The organism is Streptomyces griseoviridis, assembly GCF_005222485.1.
GTDB classification, from domain to species: Bacteria; Actinomycetota; Actinomycetes; order Streptomycetales; family Streptomycetaceae; genus Streptomyces; species Streptomyces hintoniae.
The window spans coordinates 2,788,447-2,810,122 of sequence record NZ_CP029078.1 but is presented as its reverse complement, the minus strand read 5'-3'; the positions used below and the strand labels follow the sequence as shown (position 1 = coordinate 2,810,122).

The window sequence follows — 21,676 nt, the reverse complement described above, 5'->3', positions numbered from 1 at the left end:
ACATGAACGAGTACAAGAGCGACACCAGCGGCACGGACGACATGAGCGGCACGGGCAGCACGAGCGGCAGGATCGACAAGGGCACCGAGGGCGACAAGCGCGGCATACGTGACGAGGCCGTCACGGCGGACACCGGCAGCGGCCGGGACGTCACGAGCGGCCGGGACGGCACCAACGGCAGGGACGTCGCCGACGGCCGTGACCTCACGGGCGGCAAGGACGCGACGAGGGGCGAGCGCGGCGCACGGGAGCGCGCGGCGCGCGACGACGGGTCGCGCACCCCCGTCCACCCGCCGCAGCCCCCGCCCCCGCTCTCCTCCGACGCGGCCCCCGCGGCGACGGCCACCCCCAAGCCGCTGTCCTCGAAGACCCCGGACACCACCCGGACGCCCGACCCCACCGCGCCGGGCGACGCGCGGACCCCCGAGTTCAGGAGCGCGGAGACCCGCACCCCGGAGACGCGCACGCCCGACTCCCGCACCCCCGAGTCCCGCACGCCCGAGGCCAAGGGATCGGCGGCGCGCACCTCGGCGGGCCGGACCCCGGCCTCCGGTGCCGCGGCCACCAAGACCGCCGCGGCCGACGGGTCGGCGTCCGGCGCCTCGTCGCTGCTGGCCCGGGAGGAGTCCGACAAGCTCGGGCAGCAGCTCCAGAGCGCGGTCGCCGGCTTCGTCGACGAGCCCCGCGCCTCCGTCGCCGAGGCCGATCAGGTCCTCGCGGAGATCGCGGACCGCTTCACCGAGGCCGTGACCGAACGCCGACGCCACCTGCGCACCTCGTGGCGGGACGGCGAAGGCGACGACACCGGCGCGGGCACCGCGGACACCGAGCAGCTCAGGCTCGCCCTGCGCGACTACCGGGAACTGGCCGACCGGCTGCTACACAGCTGAGCCGCCGCCGCTCCCGTCCACCGCCGCCCGGCGCTCCCGCCACCGGCGTACGACCTCTTCGACGTCGTACGGCCGCATCCCCAGCGGGGGGCCGGGCGGCGGCCTGAGCATCATGTCGCCGATCCTGGCGTTGATCCGGGTGATGAGCCCGCGCACCACCCGCTCCGAGGGCGCGGCCAGGGCTTCGGCGAGGGTGTCCTCGGCCTCTTTGCGCAGGGCCAGCGTCGGCGGCAGCACCGAGAGGCCCTCGCGGGCCATCTTCTCCTTGATCCACCACAGTTCGTCGTACGACGTGTCGCTGCCGGCCGGCAGCGGCTTGCCCGCGCCCGCGAGACGGGCGAACTCGCCCCGCCGCTCGCCCTCACGGATCTGCCGGTCGACCCAGGATTCGAACGGTATGCCGGGTGGCTTTCGCTCGGTCATGACTCCATTGTGCCGGACGGGACATGGCCGGGCGATTTATCATGCGGCGGCTGTGTAAGCACACTTCAGGAGGAGCGCACGTGCTCGAACTCACCATGGCCACCGTGTCCGGGGCGGAAGAGGGGGCCACGGCGGGCATGCTCATGGCCGACGCGCCCAGCGAGCCCGGCGCCGTGCTGCGGGTGGGGCGCGACCGGTCCGTGTGCCGGCTGGTGACGCCGGACGACTGGCTGTTCGTCTCCCGGGTCCACCTGGAGTTCCTGTGCGGCCCCGAGGGCGTCTGGCAGGTCAGCTGGCTGCGCGGGTCGCAGGCCGATCCGTCGGCCGAGGTCCGGCTGATCGTCGGGGAGTACGCGCAGATGCTCGCCTACGGCGGCTGCGTGACGCTGCCCAGGGGCGGCAGCGGCGAGATCGTCGTCCAGGACCGCACCGCCCCGCGCAGCGTCAACGTCGGCTTCTACCACGAGGGCTGAGCCGGGGCCCGAGCCGGGGAGCCTGAGTCGGCGGCCGGACCGGGCGGCCGGAGCGAGCCGGCCCGGTCGGTCGGGGCGGCCCGGCCGACCCACCTGCTCCAGCCCCCTCGGCTGTCTCGGCTGTCTCGGCCGGCTCAGTCCAGGACGCGGGCCAGGGCGAAGCCGTCGTAGCCCTTGCCGCCGACCGTCTGGATCGCGGTGCCGTCCAACCTCGGGTGGGCGCCGATCAGTTCGATGGCGGCACGGGTGCCGACGACGTCGGACGCGGTGCTGTCCGCGTCGGCGACCCGGCCGTCGCGCACGACGTTGTCGACGATCACCAGGCTGCCCGGCCTGGTCAGCTTCAGGGCCCAGTCGAGGTAGTGGGCGTTGTTGCCCTTGTCCGCGTCGATGAAGACCAGGTCGAACGGGGGCGGGTTCTCCTCGGCCAGCGCGGGCAGCGAGTCGAGGGCCGCGCCCACCCGCACCTCGACCAGCTTGTCCAGGCCGGCGCGGGCGATGTTGCGGGTGGCGACCTCCGCGTGCAGCGGGCTGTACTCGAGCGACGTCAGACGGCCGTCGGCGGGCAGCGCGCGGGCCAGCCAGATGGTGCTGTAGCCGCCCAGGGTGCCGATCTCCAGGACGGTGCGGGCGCCGTGCAGCCGGGCGAGCAGGTGCAGCAGCTTGCCCTGCGGCGCGGTGACCGCGGCGTGCGGGAGTCCGGCGGCCTCGCTGTCCCGGGTGGCCGCCGTCAGCACCTCGTCGTCGGGGGCGAGGTGGGTGGTGAAGTAGTCGTCGACGTCCGTCCAGATCTGCGGCCCGCTCATGCGCCCGTGCCTCCACTGCGTCTCGTTAGGTTCTCTAACTAGCGATGCTAACGGATGGCTCGGCCCCCCGGTCGGTGCCGCGGCGCAGGGTCGGCGCGGCCGTCGCCGCGAGGGCGAGCAGCAGGGCGCCCGCGACCGTCAGGAGCCACGCGGGCAGACCCGCGAGGGTGCGCAGCCGGTCCTCGTAGATGACCTGCCGCACCGGCGCGTCGGCGGCGGCCCGGCGCAGCAGATGGTCGCCGGTGATCGACGCGGGGGACGGGAACTCCTGGTGGACGGCCGTCAGGTACGGGGTGCCGCGGGCCAGGTCGGCCAGCGGGCCCGAGCGGTCGGCGACCCGTCCCGCGAAGGTGGTGCGGGGGCGTTCCCCGCCGATCGCCGAGGCCGGTTCCATCCGGTGCGCGGCGAGGACGTACAGGCCGAGCGACTGCGGAGCGCGGGCCAGCCGGGACAGCCGCATCGGGTAGACCGGGCGCGCGGAGCGGAAGGTCAGCCGCAGCGGGTCGAGGGTGCCGCGCAGCGGGGCGGCGGCGGCCGAGCGGGGGGCGAGCCGGACCGCCACGTACTCCCAGCGGTGCCGCACGTACGGCCCGAGCGCCTGGGCCAGGCGCGGGGGGAGGGCGAAGCCGTGCCGGTCGAGCCAGCCCGTCAGGGCGGCCGGGTCGGTCGCGGTCAGCCGCGCCACGTCGAAGGCGCCCAGCCGCTGGCGTCCTGTCACCCTGACGCCGGGGAACGGCGGAGGGGCGCCCACGGCGTGGCCGCCGCCGGTGTCGAGCGGCCAGTCGTCGTCGCGCGGCCAGAAGTGGTGGCGGGTGCGCCGTACCGGCGCGGTGGCGGCTTCGAGCCGGGTGAACAGCGCGGGGTCGGCGAGCCCGACCGTGGCGCGGTGCGGCACCGGCACGATCCAGGCGGCCCGCCCGGCGTCGCCCGAGACCGTCAGGCTCATGACGAGCTGCTCCTCGCGGCCGTCCCAGCGGACCACGGACTCCTCCCGCGCCACCGCGACCACCCGCCCGCGCTCGGGGACCACCGCCCCGCAGCCGCACGCGTGGGCGGGCGCGAGGAGCGTGCCGAGCTGGAGGACGAGCAGCGCGCACACGACGGCCGCCGTCCGGGCGCGGAGGACGGGGACGGTCGCCGCGCGCGCGGGAGGCCGGCCGGGAACCCCGCCAGGTACGCGCGCGCGTGCCGGTCCGCGCAGGAACCGAGCCGTCATCCCCAGCGCCTCCACCGTGACCCGTCGAACTCGAACAGGGATTCAGACGGTACGGGGGAGGCGGGGGTTCCGGATGCGTTTCCGGACAGCTACCGAGGGGCCACCGAGGGTGCCGAACCGGGCAGCGGGCGGCCCGCCGACTCGGTCATCCGCCACACCGCGAAGCCGCCGATCACGGCCGCCGCCATCATGTAATAGGCGGGCATCATCAGGTTCCCGGTGGCGCCGATCAGGGCCGTGACCACCAGCGGGGTCGTCCCGCCGAACAGCGACACGGACACGTTGAACCCGATCGACAGCGAGCCGTAGCGCACCCGGGTCGGGAACAGCGCGGGCAGCGCGGACGGCATCGAGGCGGTGAAGCAGACCAGAAGCAGCCCCAGGGCGCCCATGCCGAGGCCGATCGCGAGCAGGCTGCCCTGCCGGATCAGCAGCAGGGCGGGCACCGACAGGAACAGGAACCCGGCGCACCCCGCCGCGATCACCGGTCGGCGTCCGACGCGGTCGGTCAGGGCGCCCGCGAACGGCTGGACGACCATCATCAGGGCCATCACCGCGAGCACGACCAGCAGGCCGTGCGTCTCGTCGTACTTCAGCTCGCTGGTCAGATAGCTCGGCATGTACGACAGCAGCATGTAGTCGGTGACGTTGAAGACCAGCACCAGGCCCACGCAGAGCAGCAGCGCCCGCCACTGCCCCGCGACCATCTCGCGCAGCGGCACCTTGGGACGCTCGGTCCCGGACTTCCCGGACTTCCCGGACTTCCCGGTGTTCCCGCTGTTCCCGGTGTTCCCGGTGTTCCTGGCCTCCGCCGCGAACGCCGGGGTCTCCTCCAGGCGCATCCGCAGATACAGGCCGACGATGCCCATCGGGCCCGCGATCAGGAACGGGATGCGCCAGCCCCAGGAGAGCAGGTCGTCGCTGGACAGCAGCGCCGTCATCAGCGTGACCAGGCCCGCGCCGCCGATGTACCCGGCGAGCGTGCCGAACTCCAGCCAGCTGCCGAGGAAGCCGCGCCGCTTGTCCGGCGCGTACTCCGCGATGAACGTGGAGGCGCCCGCGTACTCGCCGCCGGTCGAGAAGCCCTGCACCAGCCGGGCGGCCAGGAGCAGCAGCGGCGCCCCGACGCCGATCGAGCCGTAGGACGGGATCAGGCCGATCGCGAAGGTGCCCGCCGCCATCATGATCATCGTGAGGGCGAGGATCTTCTGCCGGCCCACCCGGTCGCCCAGCGGACCGAAGACGAGACCGCCGAGCGGGCGGACCAGGAAGGCCGCCGCGAAGGCGCCGAACGTCGACAGGAGCTGCACGGTCGGGCTGCCGGAGGGGAAGAAGACCTTGCCGAGCGTCACCGCGATGTAGCTGTAGACGCCGAAGTCGAACCACTCCATCGCATTGCCCAGCGCGGCCGCCTTGACGGCCCGCCTGACCAGCGCGGGGTCGGTGACGGTGACATCGGCGGAGCCGGGGGAAGGTGCCTCGCGGACGGGGGCAGGGGTGATCTCGGCGGTCGCCAAAACGTGGCTCGCCTGCCTTTCGTGGGGGACAGGGGTCAGGGAGCAGCACGGCGACGACGGCGGACTGCGAAAGGTCGAAGATAGGCCCAGTTGTCCCGATCACGTACGGTACGCGGGTCGTTGCATACGGCACATAAAGGCCGTGTACGCAGGCACGTCCGCCCGTCGCGGGCCGGTTCCGGCCGCCGCCCACTGTGAGCCATCTCGCCTTCCGCGGTCCGGACCGAACCACCCGCGCACTATCGTCATCCGCACAAAAGGAGGGCGGACGTCAGGTGAAGAGGGGGTTGCCTGCGTCCCTTCCGCGGGGTGGTGCGAGCCTCATAGGGTTCGCGAGGATCTCCCACGCGACGAAGCGGCGGGACGACGGGGCGGGAGGCCTACGAGGCGTGGCGAACGTGGAGCACAGCGGGCGACGGCCGGGGGACGCGTTCGAGGCGGTGGGGGGACGCCTGGGCGTCGCGCGGCTGGGGCTGTGGCTGATCGCCGCGGTCCTCGCGATACGGCAGCTGACCGCCGTCCTCGGCACCCCGCGGGGCGACCGGCTCACGGACCTGGAGACCTGGGTCGGGCCGCACGGCGTCCTGCATGTCAAGGGGTCCCTGTACGACTCGACGCGGTTCACCGGCACCCCGTTCTCCGGCCTGGTCCTCAAGCCGCTCACCCGCACCGCGGAACAGGCCCTCGGCTGGGGCTGGACCTTCGGCACCCTGCTGCTGGTCGTCGCGCTCGGCCTGGTCGCCGCCCGCGCCCTGCCGCAGCCCGTCAGCCGCCGTACCTCGCTGCTGGCCGCACCCGTCGCGATCAGCCTGCTGATGCTGTCGCTGCCGGTGCGCAACACGCTCTGGCTCGGCCAGACCAGCATCATCCCGGTGCTGCTGGTGCTCCTCGGCTGCTTCGTGGTCCGCGGCCGCTACGCGGGCGGCCTGCTGATCGGCGTCGCCGCCGCCTTCCAGCCGACCGTGCTGCTGTTCGCGCCGCTGCTCTGGTTCACCGCCCGCCGCCGGGCCGCCGTCACCGCCGGCGCCGCCTTCGTCGCCTGCACCCTGCTCGCCTGGGCGGCGCTGCCGCACGACTCGTACACCTACTGGGTGCACCACATGGCGGGCACCGGACTCGGCGGGCCCGCCGACGACCTCGCCAACCAGTCCCTGCACGGCGCCCTGCTGCGCCTCGGCCTGACCGGGCCGCTGGAGATCGGCCTGTTCCTGGCCCTCGGCACCGCCGTCGCCTTCCTCGGGGTGCGCAGGGCCGTCCGCTACGCGCGCGACGGCCAGCTGCTCCTCGCGGTCGCCGTCACCGGCTGCGCCGCCGTCGCCGTCTCCCCGACCACCTGGCAGCACCAGCTGCTGTGGGTGCTGCTCGCGGTCGTCGGCCGGGTCGGCAGGCGCGCCTCCGACCGGTACGTGTGGCCGGTCGCCGTGGTGCTGCTGATGACGCTGCCCGCGAAGATGCTGCTGCCGAACATGGCGGCCGTCTACGTCCTGCGGGACAACGTCGTGCTGCTCGCCGCGCTGCTCGCGGCGACCGTCGTGCCGTTCCTCGCGCGCACCTCCCCGTACTACCGCTCGCCGGTCCCCACCGAGTACGCGGCGCCGGTCCCGACCCGGTTCCGCCACGTGCCGCTGCTGCCGTTCCTGCGCCGGGTCCTCACCCGCCCCAACCTCCTGCTCGAACTCCTCCTCATCCGCGTCACCTACGCCGCCTACGCCAAGGTCAGGCTCGCCGCGACCGGCGGCAGCAACTCCGCGGGCCGCGAGCGGGCCGAGGGCCACGCGCACCAGATCCTCGACATCGAGCGGTTCCTGCACATCGACATCGAGCACTGGGCCAACCACGCGGTGGTGAAGGTCGGCTGGCTGCGGGACTTCTTCGACTTCTACTACGAGTCCTTCCACTTCGTCGTGCCGCTGACCGTGCTCGCCGTGCTGTACTGGCGCCGCCCGGTCGACTACCGGTGGGCCCGCGCCACCCTCGGCTTCGCGACCCTGCTCGCCCTGGTCGGCTTCTGGCTCTACCCGCTGGCCCCGCCCCGGCTGCTGCCCGGCCTCGGGATCATCGACACCGTGCACGGCGTCCAGGACTTCTCCAAGCCGGACTACGGCACCCTGACCGCCCTCACCAACCAGTACGCGGCCATGCCGTCCCTGCACTTCGGCTGGTCCCTGTGGTGCGGGGTGGCCATCGCCGTCATCGCGCCCAAGGCGTGGATGAAGGCACTCGGCCTGCTGCACCCGCTGTTCACCGTCTCCGCGATCGTGGCGACCGGCAACCACTGGGTGCTCGACGCGGTCGGCGGCGCGGCCGTCGTCGCCGGCGGCTTCGGGCTCGCGTATCTCCTCCAGGGGCCGCGCGCCAAGGACGTGCGCGCGCCCGCCGGGGCGGGCAACGACGACCGGCGGCCCGTCAGGGAGTCCGCCCCGAGCACCTGACCGGCCTTCACCACGGGACCTGTCCGTTCCCGGTACGGCGGTGACGTGCCACGACTACTGTGGGCCACAGAACGGACACAACGCGTGCGGCGGGATGCCGAGTCACGTGAGAGGGGACCCGCCTGTGACCCACATCAACCCGCTCGACCCGGGCGCCTCGCCACTCGACTACTACGGCTTCGAACTGCGACGGCACCGCGAGGCCGCCGGGCTGACGCAGCGTCAGCTCGGCGACATCGTCAACTACACCGGGTCACTGGTCGGTCAGGTCGAGACCGCCCGCAAACTGCCCACCCAGATCTTCAGCGAACGGGTGGACGCCGCCCTCGGCACCGGCGGCCTCCTGTCGCGACTCGTCGAACTGGTCATGCGCAGCCAACTCCCCACCTGGTTCCAGAAAGTGGCGGAACTCCAGTCCAAGGCCACCCAGATCTACTCCTTCGAACTGGGCATCGTGCCCGGCCTCTTCCAGACCGAGGCGTACGCGCGCGCCGTGCTCGGCGTCATCGACCGGTCCAACCTGGAGGACCGCACCACCGTGCGCCTCGCCAGGCAGCGCCTCCTCGAGAAGGAGGACCCGCCGTTCGTCTGGGTGGTGATCGGCGAGGCCGCGCTGCGCCAGTCGATCGGCGGCCCGCGCACCATGCGCGGCCAGCTGACCCGGCTCCTGTCCTACGAGGACAGCCACCGGGTCAACATCCAGGTGCTGCCGTTCTCGGCCGGCGCGCACGCGGGGATGATCGGCTCGTTCGACCTCTACCGCTTCACCAACGACCCGCCCATCGCCTACACCGAGGGCTACAACAGCGCGCACCCCACCGCCGACCCGGAGACCGTCAGGGCGTTCTCGCACCGCTACGACCACCTCCAGGCCGCCGCCCTCTCCCTGAAGGACACGGCGGAGCTGATCCGGTGCGTGATGGCGGAGAGCTACGGAGAGCACCTGGTGTGAGCCGCCCCGCGGCGCCCGTATCCCGCCGTCCTCGACACCTTGAAGGCTAAAGGCGCTGGAGGATGGTCCCGGTGGCGAGGCCGCCGCCCGCGCACATCGTCACCAGCGCGAACTCCTTGTCCGCGCGCTCCAGTTCGTGCAGCGCCGTGGTGATGAGCCGGGCGCCCGTCGCGCCGACCGGATGCCCGAGCGCGATCCCGCCGCCGTTCACGTTGACCTTCTCCAGGTCCTGCCCGAAGACCCGCGTCCAGCTCAACACCACCGACGCGAAGGCCTCGTTGATCTCGACGACGTCGATGTCCTTCAGCGACATGCCCGCCTTGCCGAGCACCGCCCGGGTCGCGTCGACGGGACCGTCCAGATGGAAGTGCGGGTCGGAGCCGACGAGCGCCTGCGCGACGATCCGGGCCCGCGGCCGCAGCTTCAGCGCGCGGGCCATCCGCTTCGACGCCCACATCACGGCCGCCGCGCCGTCGCTGATCTGCGACGAGTTCCCGGCCGTGTGCACGGCCGTCGGCATGACCGGCTTCAGCCGCGCCAGCGCCTCCATCGACGTGTCCCGCAGCCCCTCGTCCCGGTCGACGAGGCGCCACATGCCCTGGCCCGCCCGCTGCTCCTCCTCCGTGGTGGGCACCTGCACGGCGAACGTCTCCCGCTTGAACCGCTCCTCGGCCCAGGCCGCCGCCGCCCGCTCCTGGGAGAGCAGCCCGAGCGCGTCGACGTCCTCGCGGGTCAGCCCGCGGTGCCTGGCGATGCGTTCGGCCGCCTCGAACTGGTTGGGCAGGTCGACGTTCCACTCGTCGGGGAACGGCTTCCCCGGGCCGTGTTTGGAGCCCGACCCGAGCGGCACCCGGCTCATCGCCTCGACCCCGCAGCTGATCCCGACGTCGATGACGCCCGCCGCGATCATGTTGGCGGTCAGGTGCGCGGCCTGCTGCGAGGAGCCGCACTGGCAGTCGACGGTCGTCGCCGCCGTCTCGTACGGCAGGCCCATGGCCAGCCAGGCGGTGCGGGCGGGGTTCATGGACTGCTCGCCCGCGTGGGTGACCGTGCCGCCCACGATCTGTTCGACCGCGTCGGCGGGGATGCCGGTGCGGCCGAGGACTTCTCGGTAGGTCTCGCCCAGGAGATAGGCGGGGTGCAGCTGGGCGAGCGCGCCGCCGCGCTTGCCGATGGGGGTCCGTACGGCTTCGACGATCACGGGTTCCGCGGCCATTGGGGGCGAATCCTCTCCTCCGGTACCCGCGCGGCGCGGGCGTCCCGGCCACCCGCCACGCAGAACTAGTACGTGTTCTAGTTCTGTCGTGCAGTCTGCTGACAGCGTGCGGGCCACCGCAAGGGGCGTGCACGCAATTGGGACGGCCCCGCCTCTTGCGACTTGGCGGACCCGTTACTACCTTCACGGCAGTCGCCAGAACCTGATGGACCGTCAGAACTAAGCGGGAGCCGCCGATGTCCTGTCCAGCCCTCCCCGACGGGTTCGACCTCACCGACCCCGATCTGCTCCACCACCGGGTCCCGCTGCCGGAGTTCGCCGCGCTGCGGCAGGCCGAGCCGGTCCGCTGGATCCCCCAGGCGGGCAACGTAGCCGGGTTCCAGGACGAGGGCTACTGGGCGGTCACCCGGCACGCGGACGTCAAGTACGTTTCCACGCATCCGGAGATCTTCTCCTCGTACCTCAACACGGCGATCATCCGCTTCAACGAGCACATGGCGCGCGACGCGATCGACGCGCAGCGGCTGATCCTGCTCAACATGGACCCGCCCGAGCACACCCGGGTCCGCCAGATCGTGCAGCGCGTCTTCACCCCGCGCGCCATCCGGGCCCTGGAGGACCGGCTGCGCGAGCGGGCCGACGCCATCGCCCGCGCCGCCCGCGCCCGCGCGGGCTCCTTCGACTTCGTCACCGAGGTCGCCTGCGAACTGCCCCTCCAGGCCATCGCCGAACTCATCGGCATCCCGCAGGCCGACCGCACCCGGATCTTCGAGTGGTCCAACCGGATGATCGCCTACGACGACCCCGAGTACGCCATCACCGAGGAGGTCGGCGCCGAGTCCGCCACCGAACTCATCGCCTACGCCATGAACATGGCCGCCGACCGCAAGCAGTGCCCGGCCGAGGACATCGTCAGCACACTGGTGGCCGCCGAGGACGAAGGCAACCTGAACTCCGACGAGTTCGGCTTCTTCGTGCTGATGCTGGCGGTCGCGGGCAACGAGACCACCCGCAACGCCATCACCCACGGCATGCACGCCTTCCTCACCCACCCCGAGCAGTGGGAGCTGTTCAAGCGGGAGCGTCCGCAGACCACCGCCGAGGAGATCGTGCGCTGGGCGGCGCCCGTCAACGCGTTCCAGCGGACCGCGACCCAGGACACCGAACTCGGCGGCAAGCGGATCAGGAAGGGCGACCGGGTCGGCATCTTCTACGCCTCCGCCAACCACGACCCGGAGGTCTTCACCGACCCCGACGCCTTCGACATCACCCGCGACCCCAACCCGCACCTCGGCTTCGGCGGCGGCGGGCCGCACTTCTGCCTCGGCAAGTCCCTCGCGGTCCTGGAGATCAACCTGATCTTCGGCGCCATCGCCGAGGCGATGCCCGGCCTCACCCTGGCGGGCGACCCGCGCAGGCTCCGCTCGGCCTGGATCAACGGCGTGAAGGAACTCCAGGTCAGGGCGGGCTGACCGGCGCGGCCCACGGTCCCGGGCCGGCGGCATCCCGGCGCCGCCGGCCCGTCCCCGGGCCCGCGCGCCCGCCCGTGGCCGCTACTCCCGCCCCGACGCCACCAGGGCGAGCACCCCCGACAGCACCGCCGCGATCAGCAGCGGCAGGGCCAGGTCGTGGCGGACCACCAGCCAGGCGCCGAGGAACGCGCCGGCGGCCATGGCGACGACGGACGCGGTGCGGCGCGGGGAGCGGCGGCCCGAGCCGCCGCCCGCGCGGGAGTCGGAGGCGAGCCCGGTGAGGGTCATGGTGAGGACCGTCGTCGTCAGGTCGGGGACGCCCAGCTTGCGGACCGTCGCGTTGCGCAGCCCCATCGCGAAGGCCGTCAGGGCGATCAGCGCGTAGACGGTGAGACGGGCGCCCGGCGCGAGGAAGGCGACCAGCGCCGAGATCCCGACCAGGACGGCCTCGGCGCCGAGGGTGCGGCGGGTCCAGGCGCGGCGCGATCCGGTGCCGAGGGTGGCCGCGACCCGGCCGCCCACCAGCGCGCCGAGCAGGAAGAAGCAGAGGGAGGTGACGGTGTGCGGCACGGAGAAGCCGGGCGCTCCCGCGGCGGCGAAGCCGAGCACCACCACATTGCCTGTCATGTTCGCGGTGAAGACATGGCCGAGGCCCAGATAGCTGACGGCGTCGATGAGGCCGCTGACGACGGTCAGGGCCAGCAGGACGACGACGAGACGCACCCCGCGGGCCTCCGGGTCGGGTGCCGCGGCCGGCGCGGCGGCCCGCTCGCCCTCGGACGCGTCACCCGGGCCGCTGTTCTGCTCGCTCATGAGCGCCAAGTCCACCACAGACGCCCGCACCCCCGCCGGTAGGGCGGGGGTGCGGGCGCGGTGCGGGCGGTTCTCCCGGCGTGGCGTGGATCAGTACCAGCCGTTCGCCTGCCAGAAGGACCAGGCGGCCGTCGGGCTGCCGTAGCGGGAGTTCATGTAGTCGAGACCCCACTTGATCTGGGTGGCGGGGTTGGTCTTCCAGTCCGCGCCCGAGGAGGCCATCTTCGAGCCCGGCAGGGCCTGGACCAGGCCGTAGGCGCCGGAGGACGAGTTGGTCGCCGTCACGTTCCAGCCGCTCTCGTGGGAGACGATGTTGCTGAACGCGGCGTACTGCGCCTTGTCCGGGATCATCTTCTGCGCCACGGCCTGGGCGGAGGACGAGCCGGTGGTCGCGGCGTGAGCGGGAGCCGCGGTCAGCACCATGCCGGTGGTGGCGGCGGCCACGGCGGCGGAGGCGAGGGCCTTCTTCGGGGAGATGCGGGCGATGCGGGAGACGAGCACGGGGAACCTTTTCCTCGGGGACAGTGCGGTCGCTCTCGTGCACCGGAGGCTCACAGCTGTGCCCGGGGGTGTACGGCGGCGCCGGCGGCCCGGGGGCTCGTCGGCGCCTTGCGACGTCGTCCAGAGAAGCAGGCTCGGCAGCCGTCCGCAATGACCCCTTTTACTAGTTGTGGTCGCATTCGAGGCGGATGCGGCTGCTGTGACCGGGATCTCAAAGCGCAGGTCAGAGGCGGTTATGGCATGCCCATGGCGTCCGTTATGCCCTACTAGGGCGAGTAGTGAGTGACCTGCGTCATGTGGGGTGGTTCACCGGTCAACGGCCGTCGGGTGGCCCCGCGGCGACCCTCCGTGGTCCTCGAACGTGACGCCGGTCTCGAAGGCCGCCCGCCGCGTCGCCCTGCGCAGCGCCCGCAGCACCGCGGGCCCGGCCGTCAGGGTCAGCACGACGGTGACGACGGCCCGGCCCAGGTCCCAGCCCACCGAGGTGGCCAGGCAGTACGCGGCGAACCTGGCCAGGTTCGCCGGCACGCCCGCCGCCGCGTCGAAACCGACGTTCGAGGCCAGGCCGCTCATGAAGGGCCAGCCCGCGAGGTTCATCAGCGTGCCGTAGGCGAACGCGGCCAGGAAGCCGTACCCGGCCAGCAGCGCCCGCTCCCCGCCGCCCCTGAGACGGTCAGGGCCGGGCAGCAGGCCCGCGCCCATCGTGAACCAGCCCATCGCCAGCATCTGGAACGGCATCCACGGACCCACCCCGCCGGTCAGCAGCGCCGACGCGAACATGGTGAGCGAGCCCAGCGTGAAGCCGAAACCGGGGCCGAGGACCCGCCCGCTCAGCACCATCAGGAAGAACATCGGCTCGATCCCCGCCGTGCCCGCGCCGATCGGCCGCAGCGCCGCCCCGGTCGCGGCCAGCACCCCGAGCATGGCGACCGCCTTGGGCCCGAGCCCCGACTCGGAGACCGTCGCCGCCACCACGGCGACCAGCAGCACCAGCAGCCCCGCGAACAGCCACGGCGCGTCCTGCGCGTGCGCCGCGACCTGCGAGGTCGGCGGCGCGAGGAACGGCCACCCGAAGGCGGCCACCCCGACACCGCCGACCAGGACGAGCGCGGCGACGGCCCGCGGGCCCAGCCTCACCACGGCGGGCGCGGCCCGGCCCCCGCGCGACCCGGGCCCGCTCATGCCAGCGCCTCGCGCACCTGGGCGACCGTGAGCCACCGCTGCGGGGCCAGGATCTTCGCCACCTGCGGGGCGAAGGACGGGGAGGAGACCACGACCTCCGCCGTCGGCCCGTCGGCGATCACCTCGCCCTCGGCCAGCAGCACCACCCGGTGCGCCAGCTCGGCCGCAAGCTCGACGTCGTGCGTGGCCAGCACGATCGCGTGCCCCTCGGCGGCCAGCCCCCGCAACAGCCCGAGCAGCCGGGCCTTGGCCGCGTAGTCGAGGCCCCGGGTCGGCTCGTCGAGCAGCAGCAGCGGCGGGCGCGCGGTGAGCACGACGGCCAGCGCCAGCGTCAGGCGCTGCCCCTCGGAGAGGTCGCGCGGATGGGTGGCGTCCGCGATGCCGGGCAGCAGCCGCGCCACCAGCGCCCGGCAACTGCCCGGCTCGGCGCGCGCGTCCCGGTCGGCGGCCTCGCACTCGGCGCCGACCGTGTCCGCGTACAGCAGGTCACGGGGCTCCTGCGGGACGAGGCCGACCTGCCGCACCAGATCGCGGGGCGCGGTGCGGTGCGGGGTGAGACCGCCGACCCGCACGGTCCCCGAGGACGGCGGCAGCAGCCCGACGAGCGCGCCGAGCAGCGTCGACTTCCCGGCACCGTTGCGCCCCATCAGGGCGACCGTCTCCCCGGCGGTGACGGTGAGATCGACCCGCCGCAGCGCCTGCACCCGGCCCCTGCGGACGGCCAGCGCCCCGACCTCGGCGGCGGGCACCCGCGCCGGGACGGCCGTCTCCCGTGGCCGGCCGAGAGAGCGGAGGGCGCGCCGCAGACCGGACGGCGGCGCGGCGACGGCCGTCCCGGCGCCAGCGGTGACGGCCGTCCCGGCACCGGCGGTGGTGGTGGCGGTGGTGGTGGCGACGGCGGGTCGGCCGGGGGCCTGGATCTGGGCCTGGGTCCGCGGCTGGGCCTGGGTCTGGGCCAGGCGTTCGCGGAGCGGGGCCGAGCGGCGGCGGGCGTCGCGGACCGTCAGCGGCAGCGGGGTCCAGGACGCCAGCCTGCCCAGCGCCACCACCGGCGGGTAGACCGGGGAGAGCGCCATCATGTCGGCCGGCGCGCCGACCACCGGCGCCGCTCCCGGGGCGGCCAGGACGGCGACCCGGTCCGCGTACTGGACGACCCGTTCCAGCCGGTGCTCCGCCATCAGGACCGTCGTCCCGAGGTCGTGGACCAGGCGTTGCAGCACCGCGAGGACCTCCTCGGCGGCGGCCGGGTCGAGCGCCGACGTCGGCTCGTCGAGGACCAGCACCCTGGGGTGCGGGGTGAGCACCGAGCCGATCGCGACCCGCTGTTGCTGGCCGCCCGAGAGGGTGGCGATGGCCCGGTCCCGCAGGTCGGCGAGGCCCAGCAGGTCGAGGGTCTCCTCGACCCGGCGCCGCATCACGTCCGGCGCGAGCCCCAACGACTCCATCCCGTAGGCGAGTTCGTCCTCGACGGTGTCGGTGACGAAGTGCGAGAGCGGATCCTGGCCCACCGTGCCCACCACGTCGGCCAGTTCACGCGGCTTGTGGGTGCGGGTGTCGCGGCCCGCGACCGTGACCCGGCCGCGCAGGGTGCCGCCGGTGAAGTGCGGCACCAGACCGCTCACCGCGCCGAGCAGCGTGGACTTGCCGACCCCCGACGGGCCGACGAGCAGCACGAGTTCACCCTCAGGCACCTCGAAGTCCACGCCTTCCAGGGTGGGTCCGGCCGCCTCCGCGTAGGTGACGGAGACGTTCTCGAAGCGGATCACGACGGCTCCTCGGATGCGACGAAGGACGGCAACAGGCCGAGCAGGACGGCCCCCGCGGGCCACAGCGGCAGGGCGGGCGCCACCAGCGGCACGACCCCGGGACGCAGCCCCTGCGGGTCGTACCCGGCGGCCACCGCGAGCAGTGCGGCGACGGCGGCCCCCGACCCGGCGACCAGCCAGGCCCGGCCGCCCCACGCGTCGGGCCGGTAGCGGGTGCGCGGCGAGCGCCGGCCGCCGAGCCGCAGCCCGCCCAGCGCGGCGGCGACCCCGGCCAGCAGCAGCGGAAGCCCGTACGCCGCGCCCTCGGCGGTGAGCAGCCCGTACGTTCCCGCGCACACCCCGAGCAGCCCGCCCAGGGTGAGCGCGGCGGTGGTGCGGTGGACGGCCCGCGGCACCTCGGCCACCCGCCCGTAGCCGCGCGCGTCCATCGCCGCGGCCAGCGCGACCGACCGCTCCAACGCCCCTTCCAGCACCGGGAGTCCGACCTGGAGCAGCCCCCGCACCCCGCTGTCCGGGCGGCCCCGCAGCCGGCGGGCGGCCCGCAGCCGCCGCGCGTCGGCGATCAGGTGCGGCGCGAAGGTCAGCGCGACGACGACGGCCACCCCCGCCTCGTACAGGGCGCCCGGCAGGGACTTGAGCAGCCGCGAAGGGCTGGCCAGCGCGTTGGCCGCGCCCACGCAGATCAGCAGCGTGGCCAGCTTGAGGCCGTCGTAGCAGGCGAAGACCAGCGCCTCCGCGGTCACCCGGCCGCCCAGCCTGATGCCCTGCGCCCAGGCGGGCAGCGGGAGTTCGGGCAGGGTGACGACGACATGCGTGCCGGGGACGGGGGAGCCGAGGACGACCGCGAACCCGAGCCGGATCAGCAGCACGGCCAGCGCCAGCTTCACGAAGGCCGCGTAGGAGCGCGCCCAGGGCGTGTCAGGCCGGCACACCGCGACGACGTACCCGCTGACGCCGACGAGCAGCCCGAGCAGCAGCGGGTTGGTGGTGCGGGTGGCGGCGGTGCCGAGCCCCAGCGCCCAGATCCACCAGGCGCCGGGGTGCAGCCGCGGGGCGCGCGCCGTCGCCACCGGTCACTCCCGTCCGCGGCGGCGGGCCCGCACCACGGCCGCCGCGCCCAGCAGGACGACCGCGCCGCCGCCCGCGAGCAGCCCCACGGAGGGGCCGGCGCCGTCGTCGTCGGCGCCGGGTGCGGCGGGTCCGGGTGCCGGCCGGCCGCCGGTCGTCGTCGACACCTGTTCGCCGCAACCCCGCTCGGGGTAGCCCGCGATGGCGCACAGCAGGGCGTCGGAGCCGTAGCGCAGCGGCTTCGCGACCGCCGCCAGGGCCTCCGCGGTCGTCGCGTCCGACGGGACGCGCGCGCAGGCCGTGCGCCGGGCGGGCGGACTCTCGCCCGAGGGGGCGTCGGCCGCGGTGCCGAAGTCGAGGACGAGCGCGACGCGTTTGGCGCCGTCGCGCTCCGGGACGCCCGCGCAGATCGCCGTGAAGACGGCCGTGCCGCGCGGCCGGGCCGCGTCGGCGGAGTCCGCGCTGACGGAGAACCGGAAGCCCTGCACGGAGCCGTCGTCGGGGCGGGCGGTGGAGGGGCCCTGGGTGGCGTAGGTCCACCGGTCGCCGGTCCGTTCCCAGAACGACCAGTAGCGGTAACCGGCCGCCTGCGCGGGCGACCAGGCGAGCAGGGCGGTCAGCAGGGCGGCGCCGAGGACGGCCGCGACGCGCCTGATCACGACCGCCCGGCCCGGCCGCGCCCGCGCAGCGCCAGGACCGCGCCGACGGCCGCGACCAGGCAGAGGCCGCCGACCCACCAGAGCACGGACCAGGAGCCGCCGTCGTCCGCGGGCCGCTCCTCCTGCCGCGGCGCCGGCGTCGGCGTCTCGGCGGGTGCGGGGCCGGTGGCGCCGAGCAGCTTCACCAGGTCGTGGCCGCCGAAGGAGCGGGGGTCGGAGCCCAGCGCGTCCGCGGCGAGGATCAGCTGCGCGTAGGCGGCGGGACCGCCGCGCGCGGCCCAGTCGGCCGCGTGCGACTCCAGCCAGCGCAGGGCGGGCGCCGCCAGGTCGCCGTGGCCCGCGGTGGTCAGCGCGAGGACGGCGTCGGCGGTGTTGCCGTAGTCGGGCTGGTCCTCGGCGCCCGGCAGCGCCGACGTCAGATGCCTGTCGTCGGCCAAAGCCTCGACAAGGTGGGCGGCGCCGTTGCGGGCGGCCTGCCCGGCGTCGGTGGCGTCCGCGCAGCCGGGCGGGGTGCCGGTGGGCTTGGGGGAGGCCCCGGCGAGCCCCTTGCCGAGCGCGCCGACCACGGCGGCCGCGGTGGCGTCGTCGTTGGCGGTCAGCTTGCCCTTCTGGTCGGGCTGGAAGGCGAAGGCGCCGCCGTCGGCACAGGGCAGCGCCAGCTTCAGCAGCGCGTCGTAGGGGGAGTGGCCGTCGGCGCGGACCTCGGCGGGCCGTTCGCCCGCCGCCGCGAGGGCGCCGACGACGACGGAGGTGGAGTTCGCGTCGGTGGCGCCGCCGGGCGTGTAGCCCCAGCCGCCGTCCTTGTTCTGCACGGACTTCAGCCAGCCCACCGCCTTGTCGACGGCGGCCCGCCGGCCGCCGAGCGCGGCGAGGGCCTGGGCCGCGGCGGCCGTGCTGTTGGTGTCGACGGCGGTCCGCGCGCCGCAGGCCCGCGCGGGGTCGGCGCGGAAGGCGGCGAACGAGCCGTCGGCGCACTGCTGGCCGGTCAGCCAGCCGACCGCCTCCGGTGCGGGTACCACGCCCGCGGTGTCCTGGGCGAGCAGGGCGAGCGACTGCCGCCACACGCCGTCGTAGGTGGGGTCGGCGTCGCCGAAGAGGCCGTCGGGTATCGCCACCGAGGGCGAAGGCGACGGTGACGGCGCGGCCACGGCGGGGGTCGCGGCGCCGAGGACGACGACGGTGGCGGCCAGGGCCGCGGCGCTGCGGCGGACGTTCATGATCGGCGGGTGCCTCTCGCTGCGGGGAGCCGGGCGCGGCACGGGACGACCCCGGGCGACTCGGCTCCGTGAACCTCTACGGTGCCGTGCGCCGACGGGCTTGCCGACACACCTGAGCCGATCACGCGCACCGGCCGGCGCCGGTGTCACCCGGCGGGGTCGGCGCGGCCGTGGTCCCGGGCGGTGTCCGTCGTCGGTCAGGCGTCCGGCCGTCCGGCCGTCCGGTCCACCGGCGCGCTGCCGCGTCGGAATTACCCCGGGTTCCGCTGGTACGGGCGTGATGGCGACCCGGTCACTCTACCGGCAGGTATCGGCGGGCCTGAGAGCCGCCTGTGCGAGCGGCCGGACGGCCCGGCGGGGCAAGGGGCACCGGCCCCCTCGCCCGGGACGGGCTCACACGGCGCGGTACGCCGTCGGGTCCGATCCCGGCACCGGCTCCGCCCTGCCCTGTTTCACCAGGCGGCGCAGATGGGCCTCGGCCTCCGAGACCGCGATGGTGCGCGACCCGTGCGGGATGCGCTCCCAGGGGCGGTTCCACTCCATGCGGACGGCGAGCTGCCAGGGGGTGAGCGGTTCGGCGAGGAGGGCGTGCAGCCCGGCGAGCCGCTCCTCGTGGTGGGCCAGCAACTCCCGTACCCGGGCGGGCGCGTCGGCGAAGACGTGCTGGTGGGCGGGGAGCACCTCGGCGGGCGCGAGGCGGCCGATCCGTTCGAGGGAGTCGAGGTAGTCGCCGAGCGGGTCGGTGACGGTGGCGTCCTCGGGATCCTCGTACAGGCCGATGTGCGGGGTGATCCCGGGGAGCAGGTGGTCGCCGGAGAACAGGCGGCCGTTTCCCGGCAGCCGCGCCGGGTGCTCCTCCTCCAGGTGCAGGCAGACATGGCCGGGGGTGTGTCCCGGCGTCCAGATCGCGCGCAGCCTGCGGCCCGGCAGCGGGAGGAGTTCGCCGGGGACGATCTCGCGGTCGGGCAGCGCGGGGGAGAGGCCGGGCAGCCGGGTGCGGGGGCCCACCGCGCCCAGCGGCGCGACATGGTCGGCGGGGGCGCCGGCCGCGGTGAGCTTCGCCGTCATGTAGGTGAACCAGCGGTCGGGCCGGGTCCGCCGGGTGCGGCGGACGATCGCCGTGTCGGCCTCGTGCATCGCGATCCAGGCGCCCGACGCCTCCCGCACCCGCCCGCAGAGCCCGTGGTGGTCGGGGTGGTGGTGGGTGACGACCACCCCGTGCAGGTCGGCGACGGAGGTGCCGCAGGCGGTGAGCCCCGCGGTCAGGGCGTCCCAGGAGGCGGGGTCGTCCCAGCCGGTGTCCACCAGGACCGGGCCCCGGTCGGTGTCGACGACGTAGACGAGGGTGTGGCCGAGGGGGTTGTCGGGGATCGGCACCCGCAGGGACCGCACACCGCCGCCGTGATCGTGCACCCGTGTCATGGGCCCCCCGTTTCGCCGACTCCCGGCCACTATAACTAGAACGCGTTTCGATGGGAGCCCGAGTCACCTTTCGATCCGTTCGCCCGTGCCGCTCCGTGGACTCCTCGCAGGAGACCTGGTATCAGTTCACCTAGTCGCGTATCTGATGGATCGTCAGTAAGTTCGCAGCGCATCCGGGGAGGCGGTCGGGCATGACCGAGCTCGTGGAACACGGACAGCTCTACATCGGCGGGGAGTTGACCGACCCGCTCGGCCAGGAGGTCATCGAGGTCGTCTCCCCGCACACCGAGGAGGTCATCGGCCGGGTACCGCACGCCTCCCGGGGCGACGTCGACCGGGCGGTCGCCGTCGCGCGCGCCGCCTTCGACGACGGACCCTGGCCGCGGCTGAGCCTCGACGAGCGGATCGCCGTCGTCACCCGCATCAAGGACGGCATCGCGCTGCGGCACGAGGAGATCGCCCGGGTCATCTCCAGCGAGAACGGATCCCCGTACTCCTGGGCGGTGTTGGCGCAGGCGCTCGGCGCGATGATGGTGTGGGACGCGGCGATCACCGTCGCCCGCGGCTTCACCTTCGAGGAGCGCAGGGACGGCGTCCTCGGCAAGCTCCTGGTGCGCCGCGAGCCGGTCGGGGTGGTCGCCGCCGTCGTCCCCTGGAACGTCCCGCAGTTCGTGGCCGCCGCCAAACTGGCGCCCGCGCTGCTCGCCGGATGCCCGGTCATCCTCAAACCGTCCCCCGAATCGCCCCTGGACGCCTACCTGTTGGGTGAGATCGCGCGGGAGGCCGGACTGCCCGAGGGCGTCCTGTCCATCCTGCCCGCCGACCGCGAGGTCAGCGAGTACCTGGTCGGCCACCCCGGCGTCGACAAGGTGTCGTTCACCGGCTCGGTACCGGCCGGCAAACGCGTCATGGAGGTCGCCGCCCGCCATCTCACCCGCGTCACCCTTGAGTTGGGCGGCAAGTCGGCGGCCGTGGTGCTGCCCGACGCGGACGTCGCGACGGCGGTCGCGGGCATCGTCCCCGCGGCCTGGATGAACAACGGCCAGGCCTGCGTGGCGCAGACCCGGGTGCTGGTGCCCCGCGCCCGCTACGACGCGTACGCGGACGCCTTCGCCGCCGCCGCGGCCGCCCTCGTCGTCGGCGACCCGCTCGACCCGGCGACCCAGGTGGGCCCCCTGGTCGCCGAACGCCAGCAGCGCCGCAACCTCGACTACATCCGCGTCGGCCAGGAGGAGGGCGCGAAGATCCTCACCGGCGGCGGCAGGCCGGCCGGCCTCGACCGCGGCTGGTACGTCGAACCCACCCTCTTCGGCGACGTCGACAACTCCATGCGGATCGCCCGCGAGGAGATCTTCGGACCGGTCGTCTGCCTGCTCCCCTACACCGACGAGGCGGACGCCGTGCGGATCGCCGACGACTCCGACTACGGCCTCTCCGGCAGCGTCTGGACGGCCGACATCGAGCACGGCATCGACATCGCCCGCCGGGTCCGCACCGGCACCTACTCCGTCAACACCTTCAGCCTCGACATGCTCGGCCCGTTCGGCGGCTACAAGAACTCAGGTCTGGGACGGGAGTTCGGCCCCGAGGGGTTCGGCGAGTACCTCGAACACAAGATGATCCACCTGCCGGCCGGCTGGGAGGCGTGACG

General features: G+C 74.2%; 19 protein-coding genes. 6 read left to right on the top strand and 13 right to left on the bottom strand.

Translation table 11 applies throughout. The features are described 5' to 3' along the window. The first annotated feature begins 2 nt into the window (after nucleotides 1-2). The gene (locus tag DDJ31_RS39855) at nucleotides 3-890 is read left to right on the top strand and encodes a hypothetical protein (RefSeq protein WP_346656288.1); all 888 of its coding nucleotides are present in this window, start codon (nucleotides 3-5) and stop codon (nucleotides 888-890) included. On the opposite strand, the gene DDJ31_RS11540 is transcribed toward DDJ31_RS39855, so the two are convergent. After that, nucleotides 879-1,313 (bottom strand): DUF1992 domain-containing protein, encoded by a 435-nt coding sequence (locus DDJ31_RS11540; protein ID WP_127180363.1) that lies wholly within the window; start codon nucleotides 1,311-1,313, stop codon nucleotides 879-881. The genes DDJ31_RS39855 and DDJ31_RS11540 overlap by 12 nt on opposite strands. An 80-nt stretch (nucleotides 1,314-1,393) precedes the next feature. Between DDJ31_RS11540 and DDJ31_RS11535 the strand changes: the two genes are divergently transcribed. Then, nucleotides 1,394-1,786: a hypothetical protein gene (locus DDJ31_RS11535; RefSeq protein ID WP_127180364.1), complete on the top strand. Its 393-nt coding sequence runs from the start codon at nucleotides 1,394-1,396 to the stop codon at nucleotides 1,784-1,786. Between the two features lie 134 nt (nucleotides 1,787-1,920). On the opposite strand, the gene DDJ31_RS11530 is transcribed toward DDJ31_RS11535, so the two are convergent. The 3 genes from DDJ31_RS11530 to proP form a co-directional block, all read right to left on the bottom strand. Beyond that, nucleotides 1,921-2,592, bottom strand: coding sequence for an O-methyltransferase (locus tag DDJ31_RS11530; protein ID WP_127180365.1), 672 nt, complete (start codon nucleotides 2,590-2,592; stop codon nucleotides 1,921-1,923). A gap of 34 nt (nucleotides 2,593-2,626) precedes the next feature. Beyond that, entirely contained in the window at nucleotides 2,627-3,808 is a 1,182-nt protein-coding gene (locus DDJ31_RS11525; RefSeq protein ID WP_127180366.1) for a DUF2330 domain-containing protein, read from the bottom strand. Nucleotides 3,809-3,897: 89 nt separating this feature from the next. Continuing rightward, nucleotides 3,898-5,325, bottom strand: a complete 1,428-nt coding sequence (gene proP / locus DDJ31_RS11520) for a glycine betaine/L-proline transporter ProP (RefSeq protein WP_127180367.1) — start codon at nucleotides 5,323-5,325, stop codon at nucleotides 3,898-3,900. Between the two features lie 389 nt (nucleotides 5,326-5,714). Between proP and DDJ31_RS11515 the strand changes: the two genes are divergently transcribed. Together DDJ31_RS11515 and DDJ31_RS11510 are read left to right on the top strand one after the other, a co-directional pair. Next, the gene (locus DDJ31_RS11515) at nucleotides 5,715-7,757 is read left to right on the top strand and encodes a bifunctional glycosyltransferase 87/phosphatase PAP2 family protein (protein ID WP_164784992.1); all 2,043 of its coding nucleotides are present in this window, start codon (nucleotides 5,715-5,717) and stop codon (nucleotides 7,755-7,757) included. 124 nt (nucleotides 7,758-7,881) lie between these two features. Beyond that, entirely contained in the window at nucleotides 7,882-8,709 is an 828-nt protein-coding gene (locus DDJ31_RS11510) for a helix-turn-helix domain-containing protein (protein WP_127180369.1), read from the top strand. A 46-nt stretch (nucleotides 8,710-8,755) separates the two neighbouring features. Here DDJ31_RS11510 and DDJ31_RS11505 read toward each other — a convergent pair whose 3' ends face one another. Beyond that, nucleotides 8,756-9,925 carry a steroid 3-ketoacyl-CoA thiolase gene (locus tag DDJ31_RS11505; RefSeq protein WP_127180370.1) on the bottom strand — a complete coding sequence of 390 codons (1,170 nt, stop codon included), beginning with the start codon at nucleotides 9,923-9,925 and terminating at the stop codon, nucleotides 8,756-8,758. Between the two features lie 236 nt (nucleotides 9,926-10,161). Here DDJ31_RS11505 and DDJ31_RS11500 point away from each other — a divergent pair, with 236 nt between their 5' ends. Further along, on the top strand, nucleotides 10,162-11,397 hold the full coding sequence (locus DDJ31_RS11500; RefSeq protein ID WP_127180371.1) for a cytochrome P450: 1,236 nt from the start codon (nucleotides 10,162-10,164) through the stop codon (nucleotides 11,395-11,397). Between the two features lie 81 nt (nucleotides 11,398-11,478). Here DDJ31_RS11500 and DDJ31_RS11495 read toward each other — a convergent pair whose 3' ends face one another. The 8 genes from DDJ31_RS11495 to DDJ31_RS11460 form a co-directional block, all read right to left on the bottom strand. Then, the gene (locus tag DDJ31_RS11495; protein ID WP_127180372.1) at nucleotides 11,479-12,210 is read right to left on the bottom strand and encodes a YoaK family protein; all 732 of its coding nucleotides are present in this window, start codon (nucleotides 12,208-12,210) and stop codon (nucleotides 11,479-11,481) included. Nucleotides 12,211-12,300: 90 nt separating this feature from the next. Then, nucleotides 12,301-12,711, bottom strand: coding sequence for a transglycosylase SLT domain-containing protein (locus DDJ31_RS11490; RefSeq protein ID WP_127180373.1), 411 nt, complete (start codon nucleotides 12,709-12,711; stop codon nucleotides 12,301-12,303). A gap of 306 nt (nucleotides 12,712-13,017) precedes the next feature. Then, nucleotides 13,018-13,893, bottom strand: coding sequence for an ECF transporter S component (locus DDJ31_RS11485; RefSeq protein ID WP_127180374.1), 876 nt, complete (start codon nucleotides 13,891-13,893; stop codon nucleotides 13,018-13,020). Then, nucleotides 13,890-15,659: an ABC transporter ATP-binding protein gene (locus DDJ31_RS11480; protein WP_127180375.1), complete on the bottom strand. Its 1,770-nt coding sequence runs from the start codon at nucleotides 15,657-15,659 to the stop codon at nucleotides 13,890-13,892. Before DDJ31_RS11480 ends, DDJ31_RS11485 begins: the two co-directional genes overlap by 4 nt. Next, a complete protein-coding gene (locus DDJ31_RS11475) occupies nucleotides 15,656-16,729 on the bottom strand; it encodes a CbiQ family ECF transporter T component (protein ID WP_127180376.1) in 1,074 nt (357 codons plus the stop codon). The genes DDJ31_RS11480 and DDJ31_RS11475 overlap by 4 nt, the downstream gene beginning before the upstream one ends. Before the next feature lie 3 nt (nucleotides 16,730-16,732). Continuing rightward, nucleotides 16,733-17,386, bottom strand: coding sequence for an SCO2322 family protein (locus DDJ31_RS11470; protein ID WP_127180377.1), 654 nt, complete (start codon nucleotides 17,384-17,386; stop codon nucleotides 16,733-16,735). Further along, nucleotides 17,383-18,603: a prenyltransferase/squalene oxidase repeat-containing protein gene (locus DDJ31_RS11465; protein WP_127180378.1), complete on the bottom strand. Its 1,221-nt coding sequence runs from the start codon at nucleotides 18,601-18,603 to the stop codon at nucleotides 17,383-17,385. The genes DDJ31_RS11470 and DDJ31_RS11465 overlap by 4 nt, the downstream gene beginning before the upstream one ends. A 393-nt stretch (nucleotides 18,604-18,996) precedes the next feature. Further along, nucleotides 18,997-20,025 carry an MBL fold metallo-hydrolase gene (locus DDJ31_RS11460; RefSeq protein ID WP_127180379.1) on the bottom strand — a complete coding sequence of 343 codons (1,029 nt, stop codon included), beginning with the start codon at nucleotides 20,023-20,025 and terminating at the stop codon, nucleotides 18,997-18,999. Between the two features lie 191 nt (nucleotides 20,026-20,216). On the opposite strand from DDJ31_RS11460, the gene DDJ31_RS11455 reads away from it, so the two are divergent. Then, nucleotides 20,217-21,674 (top strand): aldehyde dehydrogenase, encoded by a 1,458-nt coding sequence (locus DDJ31_RS11455; protein WP_127180380.1) that lies wholly within the window; start codon nucleotides 20,217-20,219, stop codon nucleotides 21,672-21,674. Nucleotides 21,675-21,676 lie beyond the last annotated feature (2 nt).

Excerpts from the sequence above, each read along its gene's own strand:
- DDJ31_RS11505 (WP_127180370.1), bottom strand. The coding sequence starts at position 9,925 with ATGGCCGCGGAACCCGTGATCGTCGAAGCCGTACGGACCCCCATCGGC.
- DDJ31_RS39855 (WP_346656288.1), top strand. The coding sequence starts at position 3 with ATGAACGAGTACAAGAGCGACACCAGCGGCACGGACGACATGAGCGGC.
- DDJ31_RS11540 (WP_127180363.1), bottom strand. The coding sequence starts at position 1,313 with ATGACCGAGCGAAAGCCACCCGGCATACCGTTCGAATCCTGGGTCGAC.
- DDJ31_RS11455 (WP_127180380.1), top strand. The coding sequence starts at position 20,217 with ATGACCGAGCTCGTGGAACACGGACAGCTCTACATCGGCGGGGAGTTG.
- DDJ31_RS11500 (WP_127180371.1), top strand. The coding sequence starts at position 10,162 with ATGTCCTGTCCAGCCCTCCCCGACGGGTTCGACCTCACCGACCCCGAT.
- DDJ31_RS11495 (WP_127180372.1), bottom strand. The coding sequence starts at position 12,210 with ATGAGCGAGCAGAACAGCGGCCCGGGTGACGCGTCCGAGGGCGAGCGG.
- DDJ31_RS11530 (WP_127180365.1), bottom strand. The coding sequence starts at position 2,592 with ATGAGCGGGCCGCAGATCTGGACGGACGTCGACGACTACTTCACCACC.
- DDJ31_RS11465 (WP_127180378.1), bottom strand. The coding sequence starts at position 18,603 with ATGAACGTCCGCCGCAGCGCCGCGGCCCTGGCCGCCACCGTCGTCGTC.
- DDJ31_RS11485 (WP_127180374.1), bottom strand. The coding sequence starts at position 13,893 with ATGAGCGGGCCCGGGTCGCGCGGGGGCCGGGCCGCGCCCGCCGTGGTG.
- DDJ31_RS11460 (WP_127180379.1), bottom strand. The coding sequence starts at position 20,025 with ATGACACGGGTGCACGATCACGGCGGCGGTGTGCGGTCCCTGCGGGTG.
- DDJ31_RS11525 (WP_127180366.1), bottom strand. The coding sequence starts at position 3,808 with ATGACGGCTCGGTTCCTGCGCGGACCGGCACGCGCGCGCGTACCTGGC.